We start from the raw sequence: 25,097 nt of genomic DNA, 5'->3' as shown, positions 1-25,097 counted from the left end.
TCATAAGACAGAACAAAGTAAAATCGGGGAGCCCTAGCCGGGCGATATACCCACATTGAGGAATTAATTAATGGCTAAGAAAGTCCAAGCCTATATCAAACTGCAAGTTGCTGCAGGTATGGCTAATCCAAGTCCACCAGTTGGTCCAGCTCTGGGTCAACAAGGTGTTAACATCATGGAATTCTGTAAAGCATTCAACGCTAAAACTGAAAGCGTTGAAAAAGGTTTACCAATTCCTGTTGTTATTACAGTTTACGCTGACCGTTCTTTCACTTTCGTTACCAAAACTCCTCCAGCAGCAGTTCTGCTGAAGAAAGCTGCGGGCGTGAAATCAGGTTCTGGCAAACCGAACAAAGAGAAAGTAGGTAAAATTACTTCTGCTCAAGTTCGTGAAATCGCAGAAACTAAAGCTGCGGACCTGACTGGTGCTGACGTTGAAGCTATGATGCGTTCAATCGAAGGTACTGCTCGTTCCATGGGCCTGGTAGTGGAGGATTAATCTGATGGCTAAACTAACCAAGCGCATGCGCAATATCCGTGAGAAAGTTGAAGTAACTAAACAGTACGAAATTGCTGAAGCAGTTGCTTTACTGAAAGAACTGGCTACTGCTAAATTCGTTGAAAGCGTTGACGTTGCTGTTAACCTTGGCATCGATGCACGTAAATCAGATCAAAACGTTCGTGGTGCAACTGTACTTCCACACGGTACTGGCCGTTCAGTTCGCGTTGCTGTATTCGCACAAGGTGCAAATGCAGAAGCTGCTAAAGAAGCAGGCGCTGAATTAGTCGGTATGGACGACTTAGCTGCTAAAGTTAAAGCTGGCGAAATGGACTTTGACGTTGTTATCGCATCTCCAGATGCAATGCGCGTTGTAGGTCAATTAGGTCAAATCCTTGGCCCTCGTGGCTTAATGCCAAACCCGAAAGTGGGTACTGTAACTCCTAACGTTGCTGAAGCAGTTAAAAATGCTAAAGCTGGTCAGGTTCGTTACCGTAACGACAAAAATGGTATTATCCATACCACTATCGGTAAAGTTGATTTCAACGAAGTTCAATTGAAAGAAAACTTAGAAGCTCTGCTGGTTGCTCTGAAAAAAGCAAAACCATCAGCAGCAAAAGGCGTTTATATCAAGAAAGTAAGCCTGTCTACCACTATGGGTGCAGGTGTTGCGATTGATCAAGCTAGCCTAAGCGCAACAGTTTAATCTTAGATTAGACTAAAGTCATAAAAGACTTTACCTTGGCGTCAAATTTGTATAGAATTTGACGCCTTGAGTTTAGCTATGTTGTATTTTATTTAAGTCGACATAACTAAATTCTCTGAATTTCGGTTGGAGTCTGGCCTATCCAGACCCCGTCCAAGACCGCAGGTGTAAGTAATTACTTAATTTTCCTGCGTAGACGGTGAGAGAGCCAATAAAGAATTATATATTCTGGATTCTACTCACCGTGTTTTAGCGCTTATACCATTGTGGTAATAAGTGATGTGAGTCCCGAGTTTTTACTCGGTTAATCCAGGAGCAAGAAGCTAATGGCACTAAATCTTCAAGACAAACAAGCGATTGTTGCTGAAGTCAGCGAAGTTGCCAAAGGTGCGCTTTCTGCAGTTGTTGCGGATTCCCGTGGCGTTACTGTAGCTAAAATGACCGAACTGCGTAAAGCATGTCGTGAAGCTGGCGTTACTGTACGTGTAGTACGTAACACTCTTCTGCGTCGTGCTGTTGAAGGTACTTCTTATGAAGTACTGAAAGATGCATTTGTTGGTCCAACCTTGATTGCATTTTCTGCTGAACATCCGGGCGCTGCAGCTCGTCTGTTCAAAGATTTCGCGAAAGCGAACCCAGCATTCGAGATTAAAGCGGCTGCCTTTGAAGGTGAGTTTATCCCAGGTTCGAACATCGATCGTCTGGCTACACTCCCAACTTACGATGAAGCAATCGCACGCCTGATGGCAACCATGAAAGAAGCCTCTGCAGGCAAATTGGTTCGCACTCTGGCTGCTCTGCGCGATCAGAAAGAAGCTGCTTAATAGCCAATTTCTTCGTTGCTTTATTTACGTATAAACTTTTTCTGAATTTTAGGAACACTTGTTATGTCTATTTCTAAAGACGATATCTTAAACGCAGTTGCTGAAATGTCTGTAATGGACGTTGTTGAACTGATCTCTATGATGGAAGAAAAATTCGGTGTATCTGCTTCTGCAGCTGTTGCTGTTGCTGCAGGTCCAGCAGAAGCTGCTGAAGAGAAAACTGAATTTGACGTTATCCTGAAAGCTATCGGCGGTAACAAAGTAGCAGTAATCAAAGCAGTACGTGGCGCTACCGGTCTTGGCCTGAAAGAAGCTAAAGACTTAGTAGAATCTGCACCAGCAGCTCTGAAAGAAGGCGTAAGCAAAGATGATGCTGAAGCTCTGAAGAAAGCTCTGGAAGAAGCAGGCGCTGAGGTTGAAGTTAAATAATTTAACTTCCCAGAGTGCAGCCTAACGGCTGATGGCTGGTGATTTTTTGGTCACCAGCCTTTTTGCGCTGTAAGGTAAGAGTCACTTTTTCACACTTTTTTGGTGTCTCATTACTTCAATATTTCTTGCTATTGACGACTTAATATACTGTGTTAATCACTACGATCCACGTTCTCGAAAGCTCGGTAGTGAGATCGACACAATGAAATGATTTAAGAGTAATAGCAATGAATATTCGGGAAATAGTTGTTTTCCTACCTACAAAAAAACAGTGTTAGCAGAATGTCGAGCCATCCTTAAAAAGTTAAGGACAGGCAGAGTGGGTCACTTTTCAGCGAGCTGAGGAACCCTATGGTTTACTCCTATACCGAGAAAAAACGTATTCGTAAGGATTTTGGTAAACGTCCACAAGTTCTGGATGTTCCCTATCTCCTTTCTATCCAACTTGACTCGTTCCAGAAGTTCATCGAGCAAGATCCTGATGGTCAAAACGGTCTGGAAGCCGCTTTCCGTTCCGTATTTCCTATCCAAAGCTACAGTGGTAATGCTGAATTACAATATGTCAGCTACCGCTTAGGCGAGCCTGTTTTTGATGTTAAAGAATGTCAGATCCGCGGTGTAACTTACTCAGCACCTTTGCGTGTAAAACTGCGTCTGGTCATTTATGAACGTGAAGCCCCAGAAGGCACCGTTAAAGACATCAAAGAACAAGAAGTCTATATGGGTGAAATCCCATTAATGACCGATAATGGTACTTTTGTTATCAATGGTACTGAGCGTGTTATCGTTTCCCAGTTACACCGTAGCCCTGGTGTGTTCTTTGATAGTGACAAAGGTAAAACACACTCTTCAGGTAAGGTACTGTATAACGCACGTATTATCCCTTATCGTGGCTCATGGTTAGACTTCGAATTCGACCCTAAAGATAACCTTTTTGTCCGTATTGACCGTCGCCGTAAATTACCTGCGACTATCATTTTACGCGCAATGAACTACAGCACTGAAGACATCTTAGGATTATTCTTCGAAAAAACATTGTTTGAAATCAGCAACAACAAGCTGATGATGACATTAGTGCCTGAACGTCTGCGTGGTGAAACTGCTTCATTTGATATTGAAGCAAACGGCAAAGTGTATGTCGAAAAAGGCCGTCGTATTACCGCTCGCCATATTCGTCAATTAGAAAAAGAGCAAGTTGACCGCATTGAAGTACCTGTTGAATACATTGCAGGTAAAGTGGTTGCTCGTGACTATATTGATGAAGCGACAGGTGAGCTGATTTGTGCCGCTAACATGGAAATCTCTTTAGATGTGTTAGCTCGCTTAAGTCAAGCTGGTCATAAAACGATTGAAACTCTGTTTACCAATGACTTAGATCATGGTGCTTATATTTCAGAAACTGTTCGCGTCGATCCTACAAACGATCGTTTAAGCGCATTAGTTGAAATCTATCGCATGATGCGTCCTGGTGAACCACCTACACGCGAAGCTGCAGAAAACTTATTTGAGAACTTATTCTTCTCTGAAGATCGTTATGATCTTTCTGCTGTGGGTCGTATGAAGTTCAACCGTTCGTTAAGCCGTGACGAAGTTGAAGGTTCTGGCATCCTGAGCCAAGAAGATATCATTGAAGTAATGAAAAAACTGATTGATATCCGTAATGGTAAAGGTGAAGTGGATGATATCGACCACTTAGGTAACCGTCGTATTCGTTCTGTTGGCGAAATGGCTGAAAACCAATTCCGTGTTGGTCTGGTGCGTGTTGAACGTGCAGTTAAAGAGCGTCTGTCTTTAGGCGATCTTGATGCATTAATGCCACAAGATATGATCAACGCAAAACCGATTTCTGCTGCTGTCAAAGAATTCTTTGGCTCTAGCCAGTTATCACAGTTTATGGATCAGAATAACCCTCTATCAGAAATTACGCACAAACGTCGTATTTCTGCATTAGGCCCAGGTGGTTTGACCCGTGAACGTGCAGGCTTCGAAGTTCGAGACGTACACCCAACTCACTACGGTCGTGTGTGCCCAATCGAAACGCCTGAAGGTCCAAATATCGGTCTTATTAACTCATTATCTGTTTATGCACAGACTAACGAGTACGGTTTCCTAGAAACGCCTTACCGTGTTGTTGAAAACAACGCTGTAACAGATGAAATTCACTATCTGTCTGCAATCGAAGAAGGTAACTTCATCATTGCTCAGGCTAACTCCGTATTAGACGATGACAATCATTTCGTTGAAGAATTAGTTACTTGCCGTCATAAAGGTGAGTCAAGCTTATTTAGTCGTGACCAAGTTCAGTACATGGACGTTTCAACTCAACAGGTTGTTTCTGTCGGTGCTTCACTGATCCCATTCCTTGAACACGATGACGCCAACCGTGCATTGATGGGTGCGAACATGCAACGTCAGGCTGTTCCTACACTTCGTGGTGATAAACCACTAGTAGGTACAGGTATGGAACGTGCGGTAGCGGTTGACTCCGGTGTTACTGCGGTTGCTAAACGTGGTGGTGTTGTTCAGTATGTTGATGCTTCTCGTATCGTTATCAAAGTTAACGAAGAAGAGACTTACGCTGGTGAAGCGGGCATCGATATCTACAGCTTGACTAAATACACTCGTTCTAACCAGAACACATGTATTAACCAAACTCCTTGCGTATCTTTAGGTGAACCTGTTGATCGCGGTGACGTGTTAGCTGATGGTCCTTCAACAGACCTTGGTGAGCTAGCATTAGGTCAAAACATGCGCGTGGCATTTATGCCATGGAATGGTTATAACTACGAGGACTCCATCCTTGTATCTGAGCGTGTTGTTCAAGAAGACCGTTTCACTACTATCCATATTCAAGAACTCGCTTGTGTCTCTCGTGATACTAAGTTAGGGCCTGAAGAGATCACTGCTGATATTCCGAATGTCGGTGAAGCAGCGTTATCTAAACTGGATGAATCAGGTATCGTTTATATCGGTGCTGAAGTGAAAGGCGGCGACATTCTGGTTGGTAAAGTAACGCCTAAAGGTGAAACTCAACTGACTCCAGAAGAGAAACTGCTACGTGCTATCTTCGGTGAAAAAGCGTCTGATGTTAAAGATTCTTCTCTACGTGTTCCTAATGGTGTGTCTGGTACAGTTATTGACGTACAGGTCTTCACCCGTGATGGCGTAGAAAAAGATAAACGTGCATTAGAAATCGAAGAATCACAGTTACGTGAAGTTAAGAAAGACTTAACTGAAGAACTGCGTATCTTTGAAGCTGGTCTATTCGCTCGTATCCGTGGAGTTCTAATTGCTGGCGGTATTGAAGCTGAGAAATTAGACAAATTACCTCGTGAACGTTGGTTAGAGCTGGGTATTGCGGATGAAGAGAAGCAAAACCAGTTAGAACAATTAGCTGAACAGTATGATGAACTGAAAGCTGAGTTCGCGAAGAAACTGGAAGCTAAACGTCGTAAAATCACTCAAGGCGATGATTTAGCACCTGGCGTGCTGAAAATCGTTAAGGTTTACCTGGCTGTTAAACGTCAGATCCAACCTGGTGACAAGATGGCGGGTCGTCATGGTAACAAGGGTGTTATCTCTAAGATTAACCCAATTGAAGACATGCCATACGATGAAAACGGTAATCCAGTAGACCTCGTACTGAACCCACTAGGTGTACCATCACGTATGAACATCGGTCAGATCCTTGAAACTCACTTGGGTATGGCTGCTAAAGGTATCGGTGATAAGATCAATGCGATGCTGAAACAGCAACAAGAAGTTGCTAAGTTACGTGAATTTATCCAGAAAGCTTACGATCTGGGTATGGCACCTCGTCAGAAAGTTGATCTGAACACCTTCAGCGATGAAGAAGTGTTACGTCTGGCTGAAAACCTGAAAAAAGGTATGCCAACCGCAACACCAGTGTTCGATGGTGCAGAAGAAATGGAAATTAAAGAGATGCTGAAATTAGCTGATCTTCCAACTTCTGGTCAGATTACACTTTTCGATGGCCGTACAGGTGAACAATTTGAGCGTCCAGTAACTGTTGGTTACATGTACATGCTTAAACTGAACCACTTAGTTGATGACAAGATGCACGCCCGTTCTACCGGTTCGTACAGCTTGGTTACTCAACAACCTCTTGGTGGTAAAGCACAGTTTGGTGGACAGCGTTTCGGGGAGATGGAAGTGTGGGCACTGGAAGCATACGGTGCAGCATATACTCTTCAAGAAATGCTTACTGTTAAGTCGGATGACGTTAACGGTCGTACCAAAATGTACAAAAACATCGTTGATGGTAACCATCAGATGGAACCAGGTATGCCAGAGTCGTTCAACGTATTGTTGAAAGAGATCCGTTCACTGGGTATCAACATCGAATTGGAAGACGAATAACGTATTCCATAAAGACAGACTGCTAGAAATGGCAGTCTGTCAAACAGTGACTACACTGGTTTAAAGGGGTGAATGACAGGGGTCATTTGCCTGGCAGGTCTAACTCCGACAGGAGCCATTTCGTGAAAGACTTATTAAAGTTTCTGAAAGCGCAAACCAAGACCGAAGAGTTTGATGCGATCAAAATTGCTCTGGCATCACCTGATATGATCCGTTCATGGTCATTTGGTGAAGTTAAAAAGCCAGAAACAATTAACTACCGTACGTTCAAACCAGAACGTGACGGTCTTTTCTGCGCCCGTATTTTCGGACCAGTAAAAGATTACGAATGTTTGTGTGGTAAATACAAACGTTTAAAACACCGTGGTGTTATCTGTGAGAAGTGTGGCGTTGAAGTTACACAAACTAAAGTTCGTCGTGAACGTATGGGTCACATCGAATTAGCTTCTCCAGTTGCTCACATTTGGTTCTTGAAATCACTGCCGTCCCGTATCGGTCTGCTGCTGGATATGCCACTGCGCGATATTGAACGTGTACTGTATTTTGAATCTTACGTTGTTGTTGAAGGCGGTATGACCAGCCTTGAGCGCGGACAAATCTTAACAGAAGAGCAATATCTTGATGCATTAGAAGAATTCGGTGACGAATTTGATGCGAAGATGGGTGCAGAAGCTGTTCAGAATCTGTTGCAGAGCATGGATCTGGAACAAGAGTGTGAAACGCTGCGTGAAGAGTTAAATGAAACTAACTCTGAAACTAAACGTAAGAAACTGACTAAACGTATCAAGTTACTTGAAGCATTCATGCAATCAGGCAATAAACCTGAATGGATGATCTTAACTGTACTGCCTGTGTTACCACCAGACTTACGTCCACTGGTTCCACTTGATGGCGGTCGTTTTGCGACTTCAGACCTGAACGATTTATATCGTCGTGTGATCAACCGTAACAACCGTTTAAAACGCCTGCTTGATTTAGCAGCACCAGACATTATCGTACGTAACGAAAAACGTATGTTACAAGAGTCTGTGGATGCGTTATTAGACAACGGTCGTCGTGGTCGTGCGATTACAGGTTCTAACAAACGTCCTCTGAAATCTTTGGCTGATATGATCAAAGGTAAACAAGGTCGTTTCCGTCAAAACCTGTTAGGTAAACGTGTTGACTATTCTGGTCGTTCTGTAATCACCGTTGGTCCATACTTGCGTCTGCATCAGTGTGGTCTACCGAAGAAAATGGCTCTTGAGTTATTCAAACCATTTATTTACGGAAAACTGGAAACCCGTGGTTTAGCGACAACAATTAAAGCCGCTAAAAAAATGGTTGAGCGTGAAGAAGCGGTTGTTTGGGATATCTTAGATGAAGTTATCCGCGAACATCCAGTGATGCTAAACCGTGCACCAACACTTCACCGTTTAGGTATTCAGGCATTTGAACCAATCCTTATCGAAGGTAAAGCTATTCAGTTACACCCACTCGTTTGTGCGGCATATAACGCCGACTTCGATGGTGACCAAATGGCGGTTCACGTACCATTGACATTAGAAGCACAGTTAGAAGCTCGTGCATTGATGATGTCAACAAACAACATTCTGTCTCCAGCAAGTGGTGACCCAATCATCGTTCCTTCACAGGACGTTGTATTAGGTCTTTACTACATGACTCGTGACTGCATCAATGCCAAAGGTGAAGGCATGGTGTTAAGTGGTCCTAAAGAAGCTGAACGCGTTTATCGCGCAGGTTTAGCCTCTTTACACGCACGCGTTAAAGTACGTATCACTGAAGAGATCAAAGATGGCGAAGGTAATATCACCACTGAAACTAGCTTAAAAGATACGACTATCGGCCGAGCTATTTTATGGATGATCGTACCAAAAGGCCTACCTTACGCACTGGTTAACCAACCATTAGGTAAGAAAGCAATTTCTAAAATGCTCAATACCTGTTATCGCGTAATGGGCTTGAAACCAACAGTTATTTTTGCTGACCAAATCATGTATACCGGTTTTGCTTACGCAGCACGTTCAGGTGCATCAGTAGGTATCGATGACATGGTTATCCCTGCTAAAAAAGCAGAGATCATTGCAGAAGCTGAAGCGGAAGTTGCAGAAATTCAGGAACAGTTCCAATCCGGTCTGGTAACAGCGGGCGAACGTTACAACAAAGTCATCGATATTTGGGCTGCAGCGAATGAGCGTGTAGCAAAAGCGATGATGGAAAACCTGTCTACTGAAACCGTTATTAACCGTAACGGTGAAGAAGAACAACAAGTATCTTTCAACAGCATCTTTATGATGGCTGACTCCGGTGCTCGTGGTTCTGCAGCTCAGATCCGTCAGTTAGCAGGTATGCGTGGTCTGATGGCTAAGCCAGATGGCTCAATCATCGAGACACCAATCACAGCGAACTTCCGTGAAGGCCTGAACGTACTCCAGTACTTCATCTCAACCCACGGTGCTCGTAAAGGTCTTGCGGATACTGCACTGAAAACAGCAAACTCCGGTTACTTGACTCGTCGTTTAGTTGACGTTGCACAAGACTTAGTCGTAACAGAAGACGACTGTGGTACAACCGAAGGTGTTATGATGACTCCGGTTATCGAAGGTGGTGATGTTAAAGAACCACTGCGTGAACGTGTATTAGGTCGTGTGGCTGCAGAAGATATTCTGAAACCAGGCACTGCCGATATTCTTGTTCCACGTAACACCCTGTTAAACGAAAAACTGTGTGATCTGTTAGAAGAAAACTCAGTTGATAGCGTGAAAGTACGTTCAGTTGTAACCTGTAACACAGACTTCGGTGTATGTGCTAAATGTTATGGTCGTGACCTTGCTCGTGGTCATATCATTAACAAAGGTGAAGCTATCGGTGTTATCGCGGCACAGTCAATCGGTGAACCAGGTACACAGTTAACGATGCGTACGTTCCACATCGGTGGTGCGGCATCTCGTGCGGCAGCAGAATCAAGCATTCAAGTACGTAACAAAGGTACTCTGAAGCTGTTCAATGCGAAGTTCATTACTAATACTGCTGGTAAATTAGTTATCACTTCTCGTAACACTGAATTACGTTTAATTGACGAATTCGGTCGTACGAAAGAAAGCTATAAAGTACCTTACGGTGCTCAATTAGCGAAAGGTGATGGCGAAGCAGTTAACGGTGGCGAAACTGTTGCTAACTGGGATCCACATACAATGCCAGTTGTGAGTGAAGTATCTGGTATCATCCGTTTTGCTGACATGGTTGATGGTCAAACTATCACACGTCAAACAGATGAATTAACAGGTCTTTCTTCACTGGTTGTTCTGGATTCAGCAGAGCGTACAGGTAGCGGTAAAGATTTACGTCCAGCGTTGCGCATCACTGATGCACAAGGTAATGACGTATTAATCCCGAATACTGATATGCCAGCACAGTACTTCCTGCCAGGTAAAGCAATTGTTCAGTTAGACGATGGCATTACAATTAACGCAGGTGATACTTTAGCGCGTATTCCACAAGAATCTGGCGGTACTAAAGATATCACCGGTGGTCTGCCACGCGTTGCTGACCTGTTTGAAGCTCGTCGTCCGAAAGAGCCTGCAATCCTTGCTGAAATCAGCGGTATTGTTTCGTTCGGTAAAGAGACTAAAGGTAAACGTCGCCTAGTTATTTCTCCATTAGACGGTAGCGATGCATACGAAGAGATGATCCCTAAATGGCGTCAGCTTAACGTATTCGAGGGTGAGGTTGTGGAACGTGGTGATGTTATCTCCGATGGTCCAGAATCACCACACGACATTCTGCGCTTACGTGGTGTTCATGCGGTTACTCGCTATATCACTAACGAAGTACAGGAAGTTTACCGTTTACAAGGCGTTAAGATTAACGATAAACACATCGAAGTTATCGTTCGTCAGATGCTACGTAAAGTTACCATTGAGAACGCAGGAAGCTCTGAGTTCCTCGAAGGTGAACAGGTTGAATACGCTCGCGTTAAAGTATCAAACCGTATTCTGGAAGATGATGGCAAAGTACCAGCAACGTATGCTCGTGACCTGTTAGGTATCACGAAAGCATCTCTGGCAACTGAATCCTTCATCTCTGCTGCATCGTTCCAAGAAACAACTCGTGTTCTGACGGAAGCTGCAGTAGCAGGTAAACGCGATGAGTTACGTGGATTGAAAGAAAACGTTATTGTTGGTCGCTTGATCCCAGCTGGTACCGGATATGCGTATCACCAAGATCGTATGAAGCGTCGTCAATCACAACTGCCGACAGATGAAACTGAAACAACAATCAGTGCTGATGAAGCATCTGCTAACTTAGCAGAATTACTGAATGCTGGTTTTGGTGGATTAAAAGACTAAAATCTAATTTAGATTAGATTGAAATGCCCTCCATTGTGAGGGCATTTTTTGTTTCTGTTCTACATAAGTAGGCGAAATGATGAGAATAATAACTAATAGTTTGATTATTCTATGCTTTATTTTTACTGGATTTGTTTCCGCAGCACCTTATGAAAGAGGTATTCCAACAGAAGCTCAATGGGATTTAAAAACGCCCATTACAACATTGATGCAACTGCGCCAACAAAAAACACTATATGCATTTGTGGGTGATAAATTACGACCTGTTGCAGAGCTTTTCCCTAACCAAGGTTTTTATGCATCAGTAGCGGAGGGCGATTACCACAGAATACAATTTGGAAATGCTCAAGGTTATCTTGAAGCAGGTTATTTAGAAGATGGCTATTTTGAAGATATTGTTTCTATTAAACCCGATAAGAAAACACGTTTCTTATCAGATAGCACGAAGAAAACAGATTATCCTATCTACGAATATTTAATTACGACAAAAAATACCCCCATCTATAGTGATAAAGATATTGCTAGCTCACAAATAGCAATACTGTTATCCAACTTACGTTATCCCGTGTTATCACGCACAATAAAAGAAGATGCTGATGGAAATAAAATCAACTGGTTTGAAATTTCTTTAGGCGGTCGCTTAGGTTATATTTCATCAAGAGGTGTAAAGCCTGATTTAGGGATACCTGTACTTACCTATCATCATATTCTTAAAGCAACGGAAAACCATAATTTCCGCCATACATCAACGACAACATCATTAACTGCATTTACAGAGCAGATGAATTATTTAAAAGACGCGGGATATGAAACGCTTTCACTAAATCAAGTCGCAGGCTATTTAAATAAAAGTGTCAATTTACCGGGTCGAGCTGTTGCATTAACATTTGATGATGGTTTGCAGTCTGTTTATCGCTATGCTTATCCTCTTTTAAAAGAAAATGGCCAACGAGCAACATTATTTGTTATCTCTTCACGAATAAAATCTGAAACCCCTAAGTGGGCACCTAATTCATTGCAATTTATGAGTTGGCAGTCACTTAAATTGAGTCGTGATGTTTTTGATATTCAATCACACTCCCATTTTTTACATCGTTTAGATAATAATAAAAAACCTATTATCTTTAGCCGTCAGTCCCACACAATTATATTGGATTTGCAACGTTCACAACGTGTATTGCGATTATTAAATCCACATCAATATGCCTTTGCATATCCTTTTGGTGGATATAATCAAAGAGCAATCAATGCCGTCAAAACGTCGGGTATGACATTGGCTGTGACGACTCAGCAAGGAAAAGTTCGTTTAGGTGATCCACCTTTCGCTCTAAAAAGACTTTATGCTTTGAGTACAGATCCCATTGAGAAATTTGCGAGGATGGTGGGTAATGATGAATATGAAGTGGTTAATAAAAATATTGTTGTTGATAAATAATTAAAAAGAAAATTTATAATCTTAAAAAATACCTTTGATATTTATTGAAGGTGTTTTTTATTTCTCTATTACTTATTCAGTTAAGATCAATAAATAACTTATATTTTTCAGATAATTATGATTATTTTTTAGTGATAAAAATTTATTTTTTTCTGTAAGCTAGCAATCCAAATTCAGCATGGAGCTAGTTATGAAAAAATCTATATCCATATCTTCTTATGATTCTGCATTTAAACGTTTTATGATGAATGTGAGTAATGCGAAAGACTTTTTCTTTGTCCATTTACCTGAGGACTTAAAAAGTCATTGTGATTTTTCAACGTTGCAATTACAAAATTCTGCTTTCATCGATATTAACTTACGTTCTCGTATGTCTGATATTTTATATTTAGTGAAAACCAAAGAGGGTGATATCTCTATTTATTTACTGATAGAGCATCAATCTAAGCCAGATAAAATGATAGCTTGGCGTATGATGAATTATGCGTTTTACACTATGAATCAACATTTACAGCAAGGTTATAAATCTTTACCTCTCGTTGTTCCCATTCTGTTTTATCATGGAGAGAAAAAACCTTATCCTTTTCCTGTTAATTGGATGTCATGCTTTCCGCTTAATTCACTTGCTAATAAACTTTATTCTAATAGTTTCTCTTTAATTGATTTGACTTCAATTGATGATGATATTTTACTGACACATAAAAAAGCGGCGGTAATGGAAATTGCGATGAAGCATGTTAATAGTTGTCATGATATTAATGAGATTGCAATACTTTTATCAAAAGCAATAAATCAGAAAAACTGCAGAGATGAAGACACAATTGCTGTTGTAGAATATTTATTCTCAATTATGGATGCATCAGACTTTGAGTTCATTTTAAATAAGATAGTTGAACAAGTAGATAACCACAAAGAGGTGATTATGAATATAGCTTGGAGATTAGAAAATAAAGGATTTAATTTAGGTGTAAGCGAAGGGTTTGAAATAGGCAAAAATGAGGGGATCGAACTGGGCAAAAATGTAGGTATTGAATTAGGTAAGAATGTAGGTATTGAGATTGGAAAAGCTAAAGGCATTGAGTTAGGCAAAACAGAAGGCATTGAAATAGGAAAAGCTAAAGGCATTGAGTTAGGCAAAACAGAAGGCATTGAAATCGGTAAAAAAATAGTACAAATGGAATTAGCTCAAAACTTATTAAAAGAGAATTTTGATCTTTTATTTATCGAAAAAATATCCGGTTTAAGTATTCAAGAAATTGAAGAATTAACAGTATAATAATTAAACCATCTGTTTTATATAATGTTAAATTAAAAGTATTCCAATATACTGTTTATACTATTTTATTTTTCTTTAATCGTTTTAAATTTATTACATGTTACTTTTATTAAATTATTTAATAAAAACCGCCTTTATTATTTTTAATTAAATAAATTAAAGGCGGTTTTATATTATTTGAATTTTAATTAACGACCCAAGTAATTATCCCAATCTTTCCATACTGGTTGTAATCCTCGCTCTTTTAATACGTTGATAACATCATTTACATGACGATTATCATTAGGCGAAAATTGCTCTAATTCTTCATGGCTATCAGAATATCCACCGGGCTGAGTTTTAGATCCTGCACTAATATTATTAATTGCTAACGGCACTGTGTTATCGCGAAAATATGGAGATTCACGGGTTGAAAGTGAAAGTTCAACATCAGGTGCTAAAATGCGAAAAGCACAGATCAACTGAACTAACTCCACTTCACTCATTACTGATGCGGGGCTAAGCCCACCAGCACAAGGACGTAAACGAGGAAAAGAGATAGAGTAACGACTTTTCCAATAGCGTTTTTGTAAGAACGAGAGATGTTCTGCCACCATATAACAATCGCTACGCCATTGACTTGAAAGACCAATCAATGCACCTAAACCAATTTTATCAATCCCTGCTTGCCCTAATCTATCTGGTGTTTGTAGTCGCCAATGGAAATCTTGTTTTTTACCTTTTAGATGATGAAGTTGATAAGTTGGTTCATGATAGGTTTCTTGATAAACCATGACACCATCAATACCCAGAGTTTTTAATTCTGCATACTCTTCTGTTGCAAGAGGTTGAACTTCCATCATTAATGAACTGAAATTTTCTCGAATAAGAGGGATATATTGGCGAAAATAATCCATACCCACTTTTCTTTGATGTTCTCCAGTCACTAATAACAAGCTATCAAAACCTAATTGTTTAATGCTATTACATTCGGCAATGATCTCATTTTCATTTAATGTTTTGCGTTTAATGGCATTACTCATTGAAAAGCCACAATAAGTACAGTCATTTGCACATAAATTAGAAAGATAGAGTGGAACATATAATCCCACAATATTACCAAAACGTTGTCGAGTAAGTTTCTGAGCACGTTGAGCCATAGGCTCTAAGTAATGTCGACCCGCAGGCGAAATCAGCGCCATAAAATCATCGAGTGTAAGGGTATGACGATTTAATGCAGCTTCAACATCCGCATTGGTTTTACTATTGAGCTTTAAAGTAATGTCATCCCAGTCGAGTTGTTGCCAATAATCAGAAAAAGTGTCCATTAGAATGCCCCCAAGTATTGGGTTAATGGACTAGAGGCTTGAGCTTGCATATTCACCACTGAAGCGGAGGTGGCAAGTCCTGATTGTCGAGCAAGTTCGCCTGCATCAAGCGCTGCTTTAAATGCTTGTGCCATTAAAATAGGATTTTTAGCAACAGCAATTGCGGTATTCACTAAGACGGCATCTGCACCTAACTCTAAAGCTTCAAGTGCGTGGCTTGGCGCACCAATCCCTGCATCAACAACAACAGGTATTGAGGCTTGTTCAATAATAATCCGTAGAAAATCACGAGTCTGTAAACCTTGATTTGAACCAATAGGAGAGCCTAAAGGCATTACGGCTGCACAGCCAACTTCTTCTAAGCGACGACACAAAACAGGGTCAGCACTACAATAAGGTAAAACAACAAAACCTTCTTTAACGAGGATTTCAGCAGCTTTAAGTGTTTCAATAGGGTCGGGTAATAAATATTTGGTATCAGGATGAATTTCTAATTTTACCCAATGAGTGCCAAAAGCTTCTTTGGCTAAACGAGCCGCAAAAACAGCTTCTTGTGCTGTTTTCGCACCGGATGTATTAGGTAGTAATTTTACCCCTAATGATTTAAGTGGTGCGATTAAATCATCATTACCATTTTTTAAATCCACACGCTTCATTGCCATCGTAACTAATTGGCTACCTGAAGCCTTAATGGCTTCTGTCATTAACGTTGGTGTTGCAAATTTCCCTGTGCCTGTAAATAGTCTCGATGTGAATGTTGTATCAGCAATTTTTAACATATCAGCCCCCTGCAATAGCTTGGAAGAGAAGAATAGTATCGCCATCATTAATAAAATGTGTTTCCCAGTTTTCACGGGGAACAATAGTTTCATTGATAGCAAGCGCTACACCAATGGGTGGTTGCTCTAACTGAATAAGGAGCTGACAGATAGTGACAGGCATATCCAGAGAATATTGTTCGTCATTTACGGTAATGTTCATGCTACCCCCTGACAAACAGGACATGTTTTTGATGGTGTTAAACGCAAAGTACTCCAATTTTGTTTTCTACCATCGAAAAGGCGAAGTTTTCCACTTAGAGTACAGGGTAAGCCAGAGAGCAATTTAATTGCCTCAAGTGCCTGAAGTGTGCCAATCACACCCACAACAGGACCTAAAATTCCGGCTGTTCTACAATTGCGTTGTGGCTCGGTCTGATCTGGATAGAGGCAATGATAGCAGCCATGAGTAAAAGGAGGTTCAAACACCATAAGTTGGCCACTAAACCCTACGGCACTGCCACTGATAAACGGAGTTTGCTGCGCGACACAAGCACGGTTAATCGCTTGGCGTGTGAGCATGTTATCTGTGCAATCTAAGACTAAATCAGCCTCTTTAACTAATTTAGATAATGAGTCACTATCAATACGTTGTTTATAAGAGGTGATTTTTATCTCTGGATTTAATGCGAGCAGAGACTGCTTTGCGATCTCTGATTTTGCATTAGGAATATCTTGAGTCCGATAAAGAATTTGACGTTGTAGATTAGAAACATGCAACTCATCATCATCAACTAAAATAAGTTTCCCAATACCTGCACCAGCAAGATAAAGTGATGCAGGAGAGCCTAATCCACCAAGTCCAACAATCAGTACTCTTGCTTGTTGAAGTTTATTTTGCCCCTCTAAGCCGATATCTTCTAACATCACTTGTCGGCTATAACGCATAAAATCATTATCATTTAGCATGATGGCTTTCCCTCCACTAATTCTAATAATTTACGCGTTACTTGTTGCCAATCTGGCGCTTTTGTTATTGCACTGACTAAGGCAACACTACCGACACCAGTTGCAACAACATCAGGTACTCTCTCTAGCGAGATCCCACCAATAGCAACAGTTGGAAAATTAGGTGTCTGCTCTACTTGATGTTTGAGCGCCTTCAAACCTTGAGGTTTGGATGGCATATCTTTAGTTGTCGTTGGAAAGATATGTCCTAATGCGATGTAAGATGGACGCAATGCTTTCGCTCTTTGCAATTCCGTTTCATCATGAGTAGAAATACCAAGGCGTAACCCTGCTTTTTTTATGGCATCAAGATCCGCAATATCGAGATCTTCTTGGCCAAGATGAACACCGTAGGCGTGATGTTTAATAGCAAGTTGCCAATAGTCATTAATAAACAATCTTGCGTGATATTGTTTACCTAATTTTATTGCTTCAACGATCTCTTGCTCAACATCGTTGGGTTGTTTACCTTTTATGCGTAATTGTAGGGTGGTAACGCCTGTTTTTAACAGGCGTTCGATCCATTCAATAGAATCAACAACAGGATAAAGCCCAAGCTTTTTTTCTGTTGATGCGAAAGGGGTGTTAGAGGATCTGTTCATTTTCAGTCACCTCAACACTGGCGATTTCTGCACTGTGGTATAACTCACTTCCATGCTCTTTAAAAGCTTGAGACATTTGCTCCATACCCGCTGCATAATCACGTACTTCTTGTGTTATTTTCATTGAGCAGAATTTAGGGCCACACATTGAGCAGAAATGAGCGACTTTTCCTGATGCTTGAGGCAAGGTTTCATCGTGATATTGACGTGCGGTTTCAGGATCAAGCGCTAAATTAAATTGATCTTCCCATCTAAACTCAAAGCGAGCTTTTGACATTGCATTATCACGAATTTGAGCACCGGGATGTCCTTTGGCTAAATCGGCAGCATGAGCCGCAATTTTATAAGTAATAAGGCCTTGCTTTACATCTTCTTTGTTAGGTAAACCTAGATGCTCTTTAGGGGTAACATAACAGAGCATTGCACAACCAAACCAGCCAATCATTGCTGCACCAATACCTGATGTGAAGTGATCGTAACCTGGTGCAATGTCTGTAGTAAGAGGGCCTAATGTATAAAATGGTGCTTCATGACAATGCTCTAATTCTTCTGTCATATTGCGACGGATCATCTGCATTGGGACATGGCCTGGGCCTTCTATCATGACTTGAACGTCATATTCCCATGCAATTTTTGTCAGTTCACCTAAGGTATGTAATTCAGAAAATTGTGCTTCATCATTTGCATCTTGAATTGAACCCGGTCTTAATCCATCGCCTAGAGAAAGGGAAACATCATAAGCTGTGCAAATTTCACAGATTTCACGGAAATGTTCGTAGAGGAAATTCTCCTTATGATGCGATAAACACCATTTTGCCATTATCGAACCGCCGCGAGATACAATACCTGTTAGGCGTTTTGCCGTCATAGGTACATAACGTAACAACACGCCTGCATGAATAGTAAAGTAATCAACGCCTTGCTCTGCTTGTTCAAGCAAGGTATCTCGGAACATTTCCCAAGTGAGATCTTCAGCAATACCGTTAACTTTCTCGAGTGCTTGATAAATTGGAACTGTGCCGATAGGAACTGGGCTGTTACGAATGATCCACTCACGCGTTTCATGAATATAACGGCCTGTTGAGAGATCCATTACAGTATCTGCTCCCCAACGTGTAGACCAAATCAGCTTTTCCACTTCTTCTTCAATGGAGGAAGTAACAGAGGAATTTCCGATATTGGCATTCACTTTTACTAAGAAATTACGCCCAATAATCATTGGCTCTGATTCAGGATGATTGATATTGGCAGGAATTATCGCTCGGCCCGCAGCAACTTCTTGGCGTACAAATTCAGGAGTAATATTATCAGGGAGATGCGCACCAAAGCTGAATCCTGCATGCTGTTGGCGTAAAACTTCGCTACGAATTCTCTCTCGACCCATGTTCTCACGAATAGCAATAAACTCCATTTCAGGCGTAATAATACCTTGGCGAGCATAATGCAATTGCGTCACACTTTTACCATTTAGCGCTTTTTTAGGGCTTGGTTTTAAGGGAAAACGTAAATGTTCTAACCCAGTATCAGAAAGGCGCTGTTGGGTGAAATCGGAACTTAAAAGAGAAAGCACTTCAGTATCATTGCGCTCATCAATCCATGGTTGGCGTATTTTTTTTAATCCAAGATTAACGTCGAGTTGAGAAGCGGGATCACCATAAGGGCCTGATGTGTCATACACCGGTACAGGTTCATTATCTTCAAAAACAGGGGAATCTTTTGATCCTCCTACTAGTGTTTTATCAAGTTGGATCTCACGCATTGGTACTTGAATATCAGTACGTGTTCCTTCGAGGTAAATGCGGTTTGAATTTGGGAAACTGACACCTTGAATAGTGCTGATAAACGCTTGAGCGGCATCACGTTGCTCTTTTCGTGGACGTTGTTTGTTGTTTGTTGGTGAAATATCTTTAACGGATATAGTTTGATTTTGGGACATAGCATTTCCTAATAAATATCATGCAGGCTAATTGCCTGTCGGGTGAATATTGAGAAAAATGCTTGTCTGGAGGTCGCAGGGAGTATCGACAGATAGGTGTATATAGGTGTGTAAAAAATATACGCAATGAAGCTATCAAAAGGTCGAATCACTCTTGTTCCCTTCGCGGGTATTAACCCGATCAGGTTCCGCGGATCCCGAATTAACGGTCTCAGCCTGTGTTTATAATAGCCTTATAAACACTAGGCACTCCGACAAGAAGACATCCAGTATATGAAAGATTTTAAAAACTACAAGTCCGACATGGGTTATTTATTTAAATCCCAATGTTGTTGTTCCCATGCTTTTTCATCTGAAACTTGAGTTAATTTTTTATCTGCATTAACCGCGATAACATGGTCTGCTTGGTAACATAATGGGAGATCATTAGATGAATCAGTATAGAAATAAATATAAGTATAATTAATGTTGTTAGCTTCTTTCCATTGATTTAAACGCTCAACTTTTCCTTCTCGAAATGTAGGAATACCTTCAATAAATCCAGTGTAATGATTGTCCTTAATTTGCATATCAATACCCATTGAAACGTCTGCATTGAGTTGCTTTGCAATAGCATAAACTAGAAAGGACATTGTTGCTGAGATAATTATAACGGGAATATTTTGCTGTCGATATTGTGTAATTATTGATATTCCTTGTGGGTAAAGTAGAGGCTTAATTCTTGTTTCAGTGAAGTCATTAACCCAATGATTTATCTTATCTATATCATAATGTTTAAAATATGCTAGATGTTGAAAAAGATATTGGTTTATATTCAGCTTTTCAGCATAATAGTCTGCGATCATTTGTTCATCTAGTTTCAAAAAATGAGGATCTGTGACTATTTTTTTATCCCACAAATAGTTTGTCCACAAGCGACTAGAATCGCCTGCTAAAAGTGTTTCATCTAGATCAAAAATAGCAATTTTATTTTTTATTTTATCTGTCATTCTAACGGTTCTTACTATTAATAAAATTTATATTTATGTTTAGGAATACTAATGAATTATAGAAGATAGTTATAATTCATTGAGTGGTTCTTGCTAAAAAGAGTATCCTCTATTCTATATCATTATTTTGGATAGAATGGTCGTTATGCATTTATATACATTAACAGGGTCAGAAAAGGGCTGGTGGACGGTCAGCCTTGGTGGACGAGTATGGTTACCTAAAGGCGAACTTCCGTTTGGCTTAGCTAAAGATTGGGATCTCATAGGTCAGCACGCCAAAATTGTTGGTGAATGGCAAGGTGAAACAGTTTGGCTTATTCATGGAAAAATGGATAACGATATGTGTTCACCAAGGCTTATCGCTTCACAGGATGAAAACTTATTTAAATTAGTTGGTCGTGGCGTTCAACTGGCTGAGTTTTATCGTTCTCACCGTTTTTGTGGTTACTGTGGTTCCAAAATGCGTCATAGTGAGAGTGAATGGGCGTGTTTATGTGATAATTGCCATGAACGCTATTATCCACAAATTGCCCCTTGCATTATTGTGGGTATTCGCCATGAAGATAAAATCTTATTAGCACATCATGTTAGGCATAAACATTCACCTCTTTATACTGTACTTGCTGGTTTTGTTGAGGTGGGTGAAACTTTAGAAGAAGCCGTAGCCCGTGAAGTGTTTGAAGAGAGTAATATTCGTATTCGCAATATTCGCTATGTATCCTCTCAGCCTTGGCCATTTCCTCACTCCTTAATGATGGGCTTTTTAGCTGACTATGATGGTGGTGAACTACGCCACGATCCTTCTGAATTAACGAGTGCAGGTTGGTATCGTTACGATCAACTACCACAGATCCCGCCACCAGATACGATTGCTAGACGTTTGATAGAAGATACGATAGCGAATATTAGACAAGATAAAGAAAAGAGCTAAATAAAGGCGCTGTCTGCCAACAGTTATTTTTCCAGCATGTTACAATGCCTGCTATTTTGCGGCCCTATTACTGTTAATGGAGTTAGTCATGAGTGAGTTGAAAAACGACCGCTATTTACGTGCGCTGTTGCGCCAACCTGTTGATGTCACCCCAGTTTGGATGATGCGTCAGGCAGGCAGATATCTTCCTGAATATAAGGAAACACGGGCACAGGCGGGGGATTTCATCTCATTGTGCAAGAACACAGAATTGGCTTGTGAAGTGACATTACAGCCTTTAAGACGCTTTCCTTTAGATGCTGCTATTTTATTTTCTGATATTTTAACTATTCCAGATGCAATGGGATTGGGTCTTTACTTTGAAACAGGTGAAGGCCCTCGTTTTAAATCACCAATAAATAGTCTTGATGATATTAAAAAGCTACCTATTCCTGATCCTGAAGATGAACTGGGATATGTGATGAATGCAGTACGTGCCATTCGTCATGCATTGCAAGGTAGTGTGCCATTAATTGGTTTTTCGGGAAGTCCTTGGACGCTGGCAACCTATATGGTTGAAGGTGGAAGTAGTAAGGCCTTCACAAAAATTAAAAAAATGATGTACGCAGAGCCACAAGCATTACATCTATTACTGGATAAACTGGCAGATAGCGTTATTCTGTATCTGAATGCTCAAATTAAAGCGGGTGCACAATCCATCATGATTTTTGATACATGGGGTGGTGTGTTAACTGGCCGTGATTACCAACTCTTTTCATTACACTATATGCATAAGATTGTTGATGGTCTTATCCGTGAATATGATGGAAGAAAAGTTCCTGTAACCTTATTTACCAAAGGTGGCGGCCGTTGGCTAGAAGCGATGGCTGCGACAGGTTGCGATGCATTAGGGCTTGATTGGACGATTGATATTGAAGATGCACGTCGTCGAGTAGGGGATAAAGTTGCGCTACAAGGCAATATGGATCCTTCTATGCTGTATGCACCGCCTGCCAGAATAGAGCAAGAAGTCGAAACTATTCTTGCTGGATTTGGTAAAGGTAACGGTCATGTCTTTAATCTTGGGCACGGTATTCATCAAGATGTTCCACCAGAACATGCTGGTGCATTTATTGATGCGGTTCACCGTTTATCGAAGCCTTATCATCAGGATAATGATTAATACCCAGCAATTGCGTCAGGAGCAGACAGAAAAAGCTCAACAGATTATTTTAACGGACCAATTTACAGCACCAACTTACATAGCAGGTGCTGATGTTGGTTTTGAAGAAGGTGGCGCAGTTACTCGCGCCGCCATCGTGATAATGCATTACCCTTCTTTTGAAATTCTTGAATATCAAATTGCACGAATACCTACAACTCTTCCTTATATTCCTGGTTTACTTTCGTTTAGAGAGTGCCCTGCATTACTGACTGCTTGGCAACTAATCAAACAAAAGCCTTCTCTTATTTTTGTCGATGGACAAGGTATTGCTCATCCTAGAAGGCTTGGTGTCGCAAGCCATTTTGGTTTATTAGTGGATACGCCTACTATTGGCGTGGCAAAAAGTCGTTTATGTGGCATTGATAAAACAGTCAATGAAAAGATGGGAAGTCATGAACCGTTAATGGATAAGAATGAGCAAATAGGGTGGATTTATCGTAGTAAGAAAAAATGTAAACCCCTGTATATTTCTCCGGGTCATAAAGTGAGTATGAATGGCGCTTTGCAGTGGGTTGAGTTGTGTATGAAAGGCTATCGATTGCCAGAACCTACGCGTTGGGCTGATGGTATTGCTTCAAATAGGCGATTATTTGAGCAGTTGAATAAGAATAAGCTCTAAATGACCGGGAAATATGTGGATATTTTTAATTTTCAGGTAAACTGCGCCTAAGTTAAGAAAATGAGTAATCACGAATGTTGAAGAACCCAATCCATTTACGTTTAGAAAAGCTAGAAGCTTGGCAACACCTGACGTTTATGGCATGCCTGTGTGAGAGAATGTACCCAAACTATCAGGTATTTTGTCGAGAAACAGGATTTACCGATCCAATGCTTTATCGCCGTATTCTCGATCTGGTTTGGGAAACTTTAACGGTGAAAGATGCAAAGGTTAATTTTGATTCTCAATTAGAGAAATTAGAAGAAGCTATTCCTGATGCATCTCAGTTCGAGATTTATGGTGTCTATCCTGCGATTGACGCCTGTGTTGCACTTAGTGAAATTGTTCACTCTCGTTTAAGCGGTGAATCATTAAGTCACGCTATTGAAGTGAGCAAATTATCAGTAGGGACAGTTGCTTCACTTGAAATGACACAGGCAGAAAGAGAAATGAGCGAAGAAGAGCTTCGATCTCTACCTGCTGTTATTGAAGAGTTCGATATCCAATGGGAAATTTACCGTCTACTTGTAGAATGTGAAGAAAGAGATATCGAACTGATCAAGGGTCTACGTGCAGACCTTCGTGAAGCTGGAATGAGCAATATCGGTATAGAATTAACGCACTAAATCAGAAAAACGTGATTTAGTGCTTGAAAAGCGACGTTTAAAGACTTCACATCACCCCCGTGTATGTTCTACATTGGGTACGAAAAGAAGTGGCTCAGGTGTTTTACTTAATTTATCCTCTTAAAAAGATAAGTTAAGTTTTTTCACCAGATGTTTTTCAAACGATAAAACATACTTTAAGGACTATTTTATGAACAAAGCTGAATTAACCGAATCAGTTGCTGAAAAAGCGGATCTGACAAAAACTCAAGCAAAAGCTGCTATTGAAGCGTTTATCGATTCAGTAACAGGTGCTCTGAAAGAAGGCGATTCTGTACAGTTAGTTGGTTTCGGTACATTCAAGGTGAATCACCGTGCAGAGCGTACTGGTCGTAACCCTCAAACTGGTAAAGAAATTAAAATTGCAGCAGCTAACGTTCCTGCATTTACTGCCGGTAAAGCACTGAAAGACGCAGTAAAATAATTCCTTTGAACGGAATGAACAATAGAGGGGGATTTACTCCCCTTTTGTTGAAACGACAGGGGCTGTTAGCAATAGGATCTGCTTTTTTGCTCAGCGCCTGCTCCTCTACTGTGCAACTACCTGAGTTTTCTGCAACAGGTTATATTGCAGATGAAGGTGTTGTCCGGCTATGGCGTTTAAATAATACAGCGTCAGAGCCTCAAGTGATCATGAGTGTTTATAGCTTTTATAAAAAGCCAGAAACTGTCATCACATTCTATGAGTATCGTCAAAATAAGCTTTGGCAAGTTCGCTCTGAAGTTATCAATCCAAATGATCCCTCCTCTTGGCATCTTCGTTTAAATAAACGAGGAGAAGTTATTTTCATGCAACAAGAAAGCCAGAAGCAAAAACGAGCATTGACAGAAGATGAGCGTTTAAGAATGGTATTTGCTGCAAGTAAAGAGCGTGAAATTAGTGAAGCGCTTACTATTGGGAAAGTAAATTTAGTACAGGGTATTTGGTATCAAAATACGATGACAACATGTGCTGGTGAGAAGGTGAGTGTTTCATTTGAAGGTCCAGAACAACGTTGGTTAAAAACAAGAACACGTAATTCAAGTAAGCCTTCTTATGTTGCTTGGCTTGATTCACCAGAAGGTAAGCAATTACTTATGGTTGCAGAACACGATTTTTGTAAATGGGAACCAACAAAAGAGAGCTTGTGATCACTCCCTT

21 protein-coding genes and 1 riboswitch are annotated in these 25,097 nt (G+C 40.7%); of the genes, 14 read left to right on the top strand and 7 right to left on the bottom strand.

All coding sequences use genetic code 11. The features are described 5' to 3' along the window. The first annotated feature begins 70 nt into the window (after nucleotides 1–70). From rplK to GTH25_RS16435, 8 genes are all read left to right on the top strand, one after another. On the top strand, nucleotides 71–499 hold the full coding sequence (gene rplK, locus GTH25_RS16470) for a 50S ribosomal protein L11 (RefSeq protein WP_075673745.1): 429 nt from the start codon (nucleotides 71–73) through the stop codon (nucleotides 497–499). A gap of 4 nt (nucleotides 500–503) precedes the next feature. Next, complete coding sequence (rplA, locus tag GTH25_RS16465) at nucleotides 504–1,205, top strand: 50S ribosomal protein L1 (RefSeq protein ID WP_075673746.1); 702 nt, start codon at nucleotides 504–506, stop codon at nucleotides 1,203–1,205. 326 nt (nucleotides 1,206–1,531) lie between these two features. Then, the gene (rplJ, locus tag GTH25_RS16460) at nucleotides 1,532–2,029 is read left to right on the top strand and encodes a 50S ribosomal protein L10 (RefSeq protein WP_006534706.1); all 498 of its coding nucleotides are present in this window, start codon (nucleotides 1,532–1,534) and stop codon (nucleotides 2,027–2,029) included. A gap of 63 nt (nucleotides 2,030–2,092) precedes the next feature. Continuing rightward, the gene (gene rplL, locus GTH25_RS16455; RefSeq protein WP_075673747.1) at nucleotides 2,093–2,458 is read left to right on the top strand and encodes a 50S ribosomal protein L7/L12; all 366 of its coding nucleotides are present in this window, start codon (nucleotides 2,093–2,095) and stop codon (nucleotides 2,456–2,458) included. 351 nt (nucleotides 2,459–2,809) lie between these two features. Next, nucleotides 2,810–6,838: a DNA-directed RNA polymerase subunit beta gene (gene rpoB, locus GTH25_RS16450; protein ID WP_075673748.1), complete on the top strand. Its 4,029-nt coding sequence runs from the start codon at nucleotides 2,810–2,812 to the stop codon at nucleotides 6,836–6,838. 122 nt (nucleotides 6,839–6,960) lie between these two features. Continuing rightward, on the top strand, nucleotides 6,961–11,187 hold the full coding sequence (gene rpoC, locus GTH25_RS16445; protein ID WP_099660135.1) for a DNA-directed RNA polymerase subunit beta': 4,227 nt from the start codon (nucleotides 6,961–6,963) through the stop codon (nucleotides 11,185–11,187). Nucleotides 11,188–11,266: 79 nt separating this feature from the next. Continuing rightward, on the top strand, nucleotides 11,267–12,622 hold the full coding sequence (locus GTH25_RS16440; RefSeq protein ID WP_164530758.1) for a polysaccharide deacetylase family protein: 1,356 nt from the start codon (nucleotides 11,267–11,269) through the stop codon (nucleotides 12,620–12,622). A 190-nt stretch (nucleotides 12,623–12,812) separates the two neighbouring features. Further along, on the top strand, nucleotides 12,813–13,898 hold the full coding sequence (locus GTH25_RS16435) for an Rpn family recombination-promoting nuclease/putative transposase (RefSeq protein ID WP_099660134.1): 1,086 nt from the start codon (nucleotides 12,813–12,815) through the stop codon (nucleotides 13,896–13,898). A gap of 188 nt (nucleotides 13,899–14,086) precedes the next feature. Here GTH25_RS16435 and thiH read toward each other — a convergent pair whose 3' ends face one another. The 7 genes from thiH to GTH25_RS16400 all read right to left on the bottom strand — a co-directional run bounded on the left by thiH (nucleotide 14,087) and on the right by GTH25_RS16400 (nucleotide 20,498). Further along, a complete protein-coding gene (gene thiH / locus GTH25_RS16430; protein WP_164530757.1) occupies nucleotides 14,087–15,205 on the bottom strand; it encodes a 2-iminoacetate synthase ThiH in 1,119 nt (372 codons plus the stop codon). Then, nucleotides 15,205–15,984, bottom strand: coding sequence for a thiazole synthase (locus GTH25_RS16425; protein WP_075673753.1), 780 nt, complete (start codon nucleotides 15,982–15,984; stop codon nucleotides 15,205–15,207). Before GTH25_RS16425 ends, thiH begins: the two co-directional genes overlap by 1 nt. 1 nt (nucleotide 15,985) lies before the next feature. Beyond that, the gene (thiS, locus tag GTH25_RS16420) at nucleotides 15,986–16,186 is read right to left on the bottom strand and encodes a sulfur carrier protein ThiS (protein ID WP_006534717.1); all 201 of its coding nucleotides are present in this window, start codon (nucleotides 16,184–16,186) and stop codon (nucleotides 15,986–15,988) included. After that, entirely contained in the window at nucleotides 16,183–16,932 is a 750-nt protein-coding gene (locus GTH25_RS16415) for a HesA/MoeB/ThiF family protein (RefSeq protein WP_075673754.1), read from the bottom strand. The genes thiS and GTH25_RS16415 overlap by 4 nt, the downstream gene beginning before the upstream one ends. After that, nucleotides 16,926–17,573, bottom strand: coding sequence for a thiamine phosphate synthase (gene thiE / locus GTH25_RS16410; protein WP_075673755.1), 648 nt, complete (start codon nucleotides 17,571–17,573; stop codon nucleotides 16,926–16,928). Before thiE ends, GTH25_RS16415 begins: the two co-directional genes overlap by 7 nt. Further along, entirely contained in the window at nucleotides 17,557–19,509 is a 1,953-nt protein-coding gene (gene thiC / locus GTH25_RS16405; protein WP_164530756.1) for a phosphomethylpyrimidine synthase ThiC, read from the bottom strand. Before thiC ends, thiE begins: the two co-directional genes overlap by 17 nt. 141 nt (nucleotides 19,510–19,650) lie before the next feature. Continuing rightward, nucleotides 19,651–19,773, bottom strand: a riboswitch (TPP riboswitch). 44 nt (nucleotides 19,774–19,817) lie between these two features. Next, nucleotides 19,818–20,498, bottom strand: a complete 681-nt coding sequence (locus tag GTH25_RS16400; protein ID WP_075673757.1) for an HAD family hydrolase — start codon at nucleotides 20,496–20,498, stop codon at nucleotides 19,818–19,820. A gap of 145 nt (nucleotides 20,499–20,643) precedes the next feature. On the opposite strand from GTH25_RS16400, the gene nudC reads away from it, so the two are divergent. From nudC to GTH25_RS16370, 6 genes are all read left to right on the top strand, one after another. After that, nucleotides 20,644–21,429 (top strand): NAD(+) diphosphatase, encoded by a 786-nt coding sequence (gene nudC, locus GTH25_RS16395; protein ID WP_075673764.1) that lies wholly within the window; start codon nucleotides 20,644–20,646, stop codon nucleotides 21,427–21,429. Nucleotides 21,430–21,517: 88 nt separating this feature from the next. Next, the gene (gene hemE, locus GTH25_RS16390; RefSeq protein ID WP_075673758.1) at nucleotides 21,518–22,591 is read left to right on the top strand and encodes a uroporphyrinogen decarboxylase; all 1,074 of its coding nucleotides are present in this window, start codon (nucleotides 21,518–21,520) and stop codon (nucleotides 22,589–22,591) included. Next, a complete protein-coding gene (gene nfi / locus GTH25_RS16385) occupies nucleotides 22,584–23,252 on the top strand; it encodes a deoxyribonuclease V (protein ID WP_075673759.1) in 669 nt (222 codons plus the stop codon). Before hemE ends, nfi begins: the two co-directional genes overlap by 8 nt. Nucleotides 23,253–23,326: 74 nt before the next feature. After that, on the top strand, nucleotides 23,327–23,917 hold the full coding sequence (locus GTH25_RS16380; RefSeq protein ID WP_075673760.1) for a YjaG family protein: 591 nt from the start codon (nucleotides 23,327–23,329) through the stop codon (nucleotides 23,915–23,917). Between the two features lie 190 nt (nucleotides 23,918–24,107). Further along, nucleotides 24,108–24,380 (top strand): HU family DNA-binding protein, encoded by a 273-nt coding sequence (locus GTH25_RS16375; protein WP_004246922.1) that lies wholly within the window; start codon nucleotides 24,108–24,110, stop codon nucleotides 24,378–24,380. Between the two features lie 44 nt (nucleotides 24,381–24,424). Beyond that, complete coding sequence (locus GTH25_RS16370; protein ID WP_223672925.1) at nucleotides 24,425–25,087, top strand: DUF1481 domain-containing protein; 663 nt, start codon at nucleotides 24,425–24,427, stop codon at nucleotides 25,085–25,087. The last annotated feature ends 10 nt before the right edge of the window (nucleotides 25,088–25,097 follow it).

The organism is Proteus terrae subsp. cibarius (assembly GCF_011045835.1).
GTDB classification, from domain to species: Bacteria; Pseudomonadota; Gammaproteobacteria; order Enterobacterales; family Enterobacteriaceae; genus Proteus; species Proteus cibarius.
This window is presented reverse-complemented; position numbering and strand designations above follow the sequence as displayed.

Coding starts and splice junctions, on each gene's coding strand:
- rplK (WP_075673745.1), top strand. CDS start 71: ATGGCTAAGAAAGTCCAAGCCTATATCAAACTGCAAGTTGCTGCAGGT.
- rplA (WP_075673746.1), top strand. CDS start 504: ATGGCTAAACTAACCAAGCGCATGCGCAATATCCGTGAGAAAGTTGAA.
- rplJ (WP_006534706.1), top strand. CDS start 1,532: ATGGCACTAAATCTTCAAGACAAACAAGCGATTGTTGCTGAAGTCAGC.
- rplL (WP_075673747.1), top strand. CDS start 2,093: ATGTCTATTTCTAAAGACGATATCTTAAACGCAGTTGCTGAAATGTCT.
- rpoB (WP_075673748.1), top strand. CDS start 2,810: ATGGTTTACTCCTATACCGAGAAAAAACGTATTCGTAAGGATTTTGGT.
- GTH25_RS16440 (WP_164530758.1), top strand. CDS start 11,267: ATGAGAATAATAACTAATAGTTTGATTATTCTATGCTTTATTTTTACT.
- GTH25_RS16435 (WP_099660134.1), top strand. CDS start 12,813: ATGAAAAAATCTATATCCATATCTTCTTATGATTCTGCATTTAAACGT.
- thiH (WP_164530757.1), bottom strand. CDS start 15,205: ATGGACACTTTTTCTGATTATTGGCAACAACTCGACTGGGATGACATT.
- GTH25_RS16425 (WP_075673753.1), bottom strand. CDS start 15,984: ATGTTAAAAATTGCTGATACAACATTCACATCGAGACTATTTACAGGC.
- thiS (WP_006534717.1), bottom strand. CDS start 16,186: ATGAACATTACCGTAAATGACGAACAATATTCTCTGGATATGCCTGTC.
- GTH25_RS16415 (WP_075673754.1), bottom strand. CDS start 16,932: ATGCTAAATGATAATGATTTTATGCGTTATAGCCGACAAGTGATGTTA.
- thiE (WP_075673755.1), bottom strand. CDS start 17,573: ATGAACAGATCCTCTAACACCCCTTTCGCATCAACAGAAAAAAAGCTT.
- thiC (WP_164530756.1), bottom strand. CDS start 19,509: ATGTCCCAAAATCAAACTATATCCGTTAAAGATATTTCACCAACAAAC.
- GTH25_RS16400 (WP_075673757.1), bottom strand. CDS start 20,498: ATGACAGATAAAATAAAAAATAAAATTGCTATTTTTGATCTAGATGAA.
- nudC (WP_075673764.1), top strand. CDS start 20,644: ATGCATTTATATACATTAACAGGGTCAGAAAAGGGCTGGTGGACGGTC.
- hemE (WP_075673758.1), top strand. CDS start 21,518: ATGAGTGAGTTGAAAAACGACCGCTATTTACGTGCGCTGTTGCGCCAA.
- nfi (WP_075673759.1), top strand. CDS start 22,584: ATGATTAATACCCAGCAATTGCGTCAGGAGCAGACAGAAAAAGCTCAA.
- GTH25_RS16380 (WP_075673760.1), top strand. CDS start 23,327: ATGTTGAAGAACCCAATCCATTTACGTTTAGAAAAGCTAGAAGCTTGG.
- GTH25_RS16375 (WP_004246922.1), top strand. CDS start 24,108: ATGAACAAAGCTGAATTAACCGAATCAGTTGCTGAAAAAGCGGATCTG.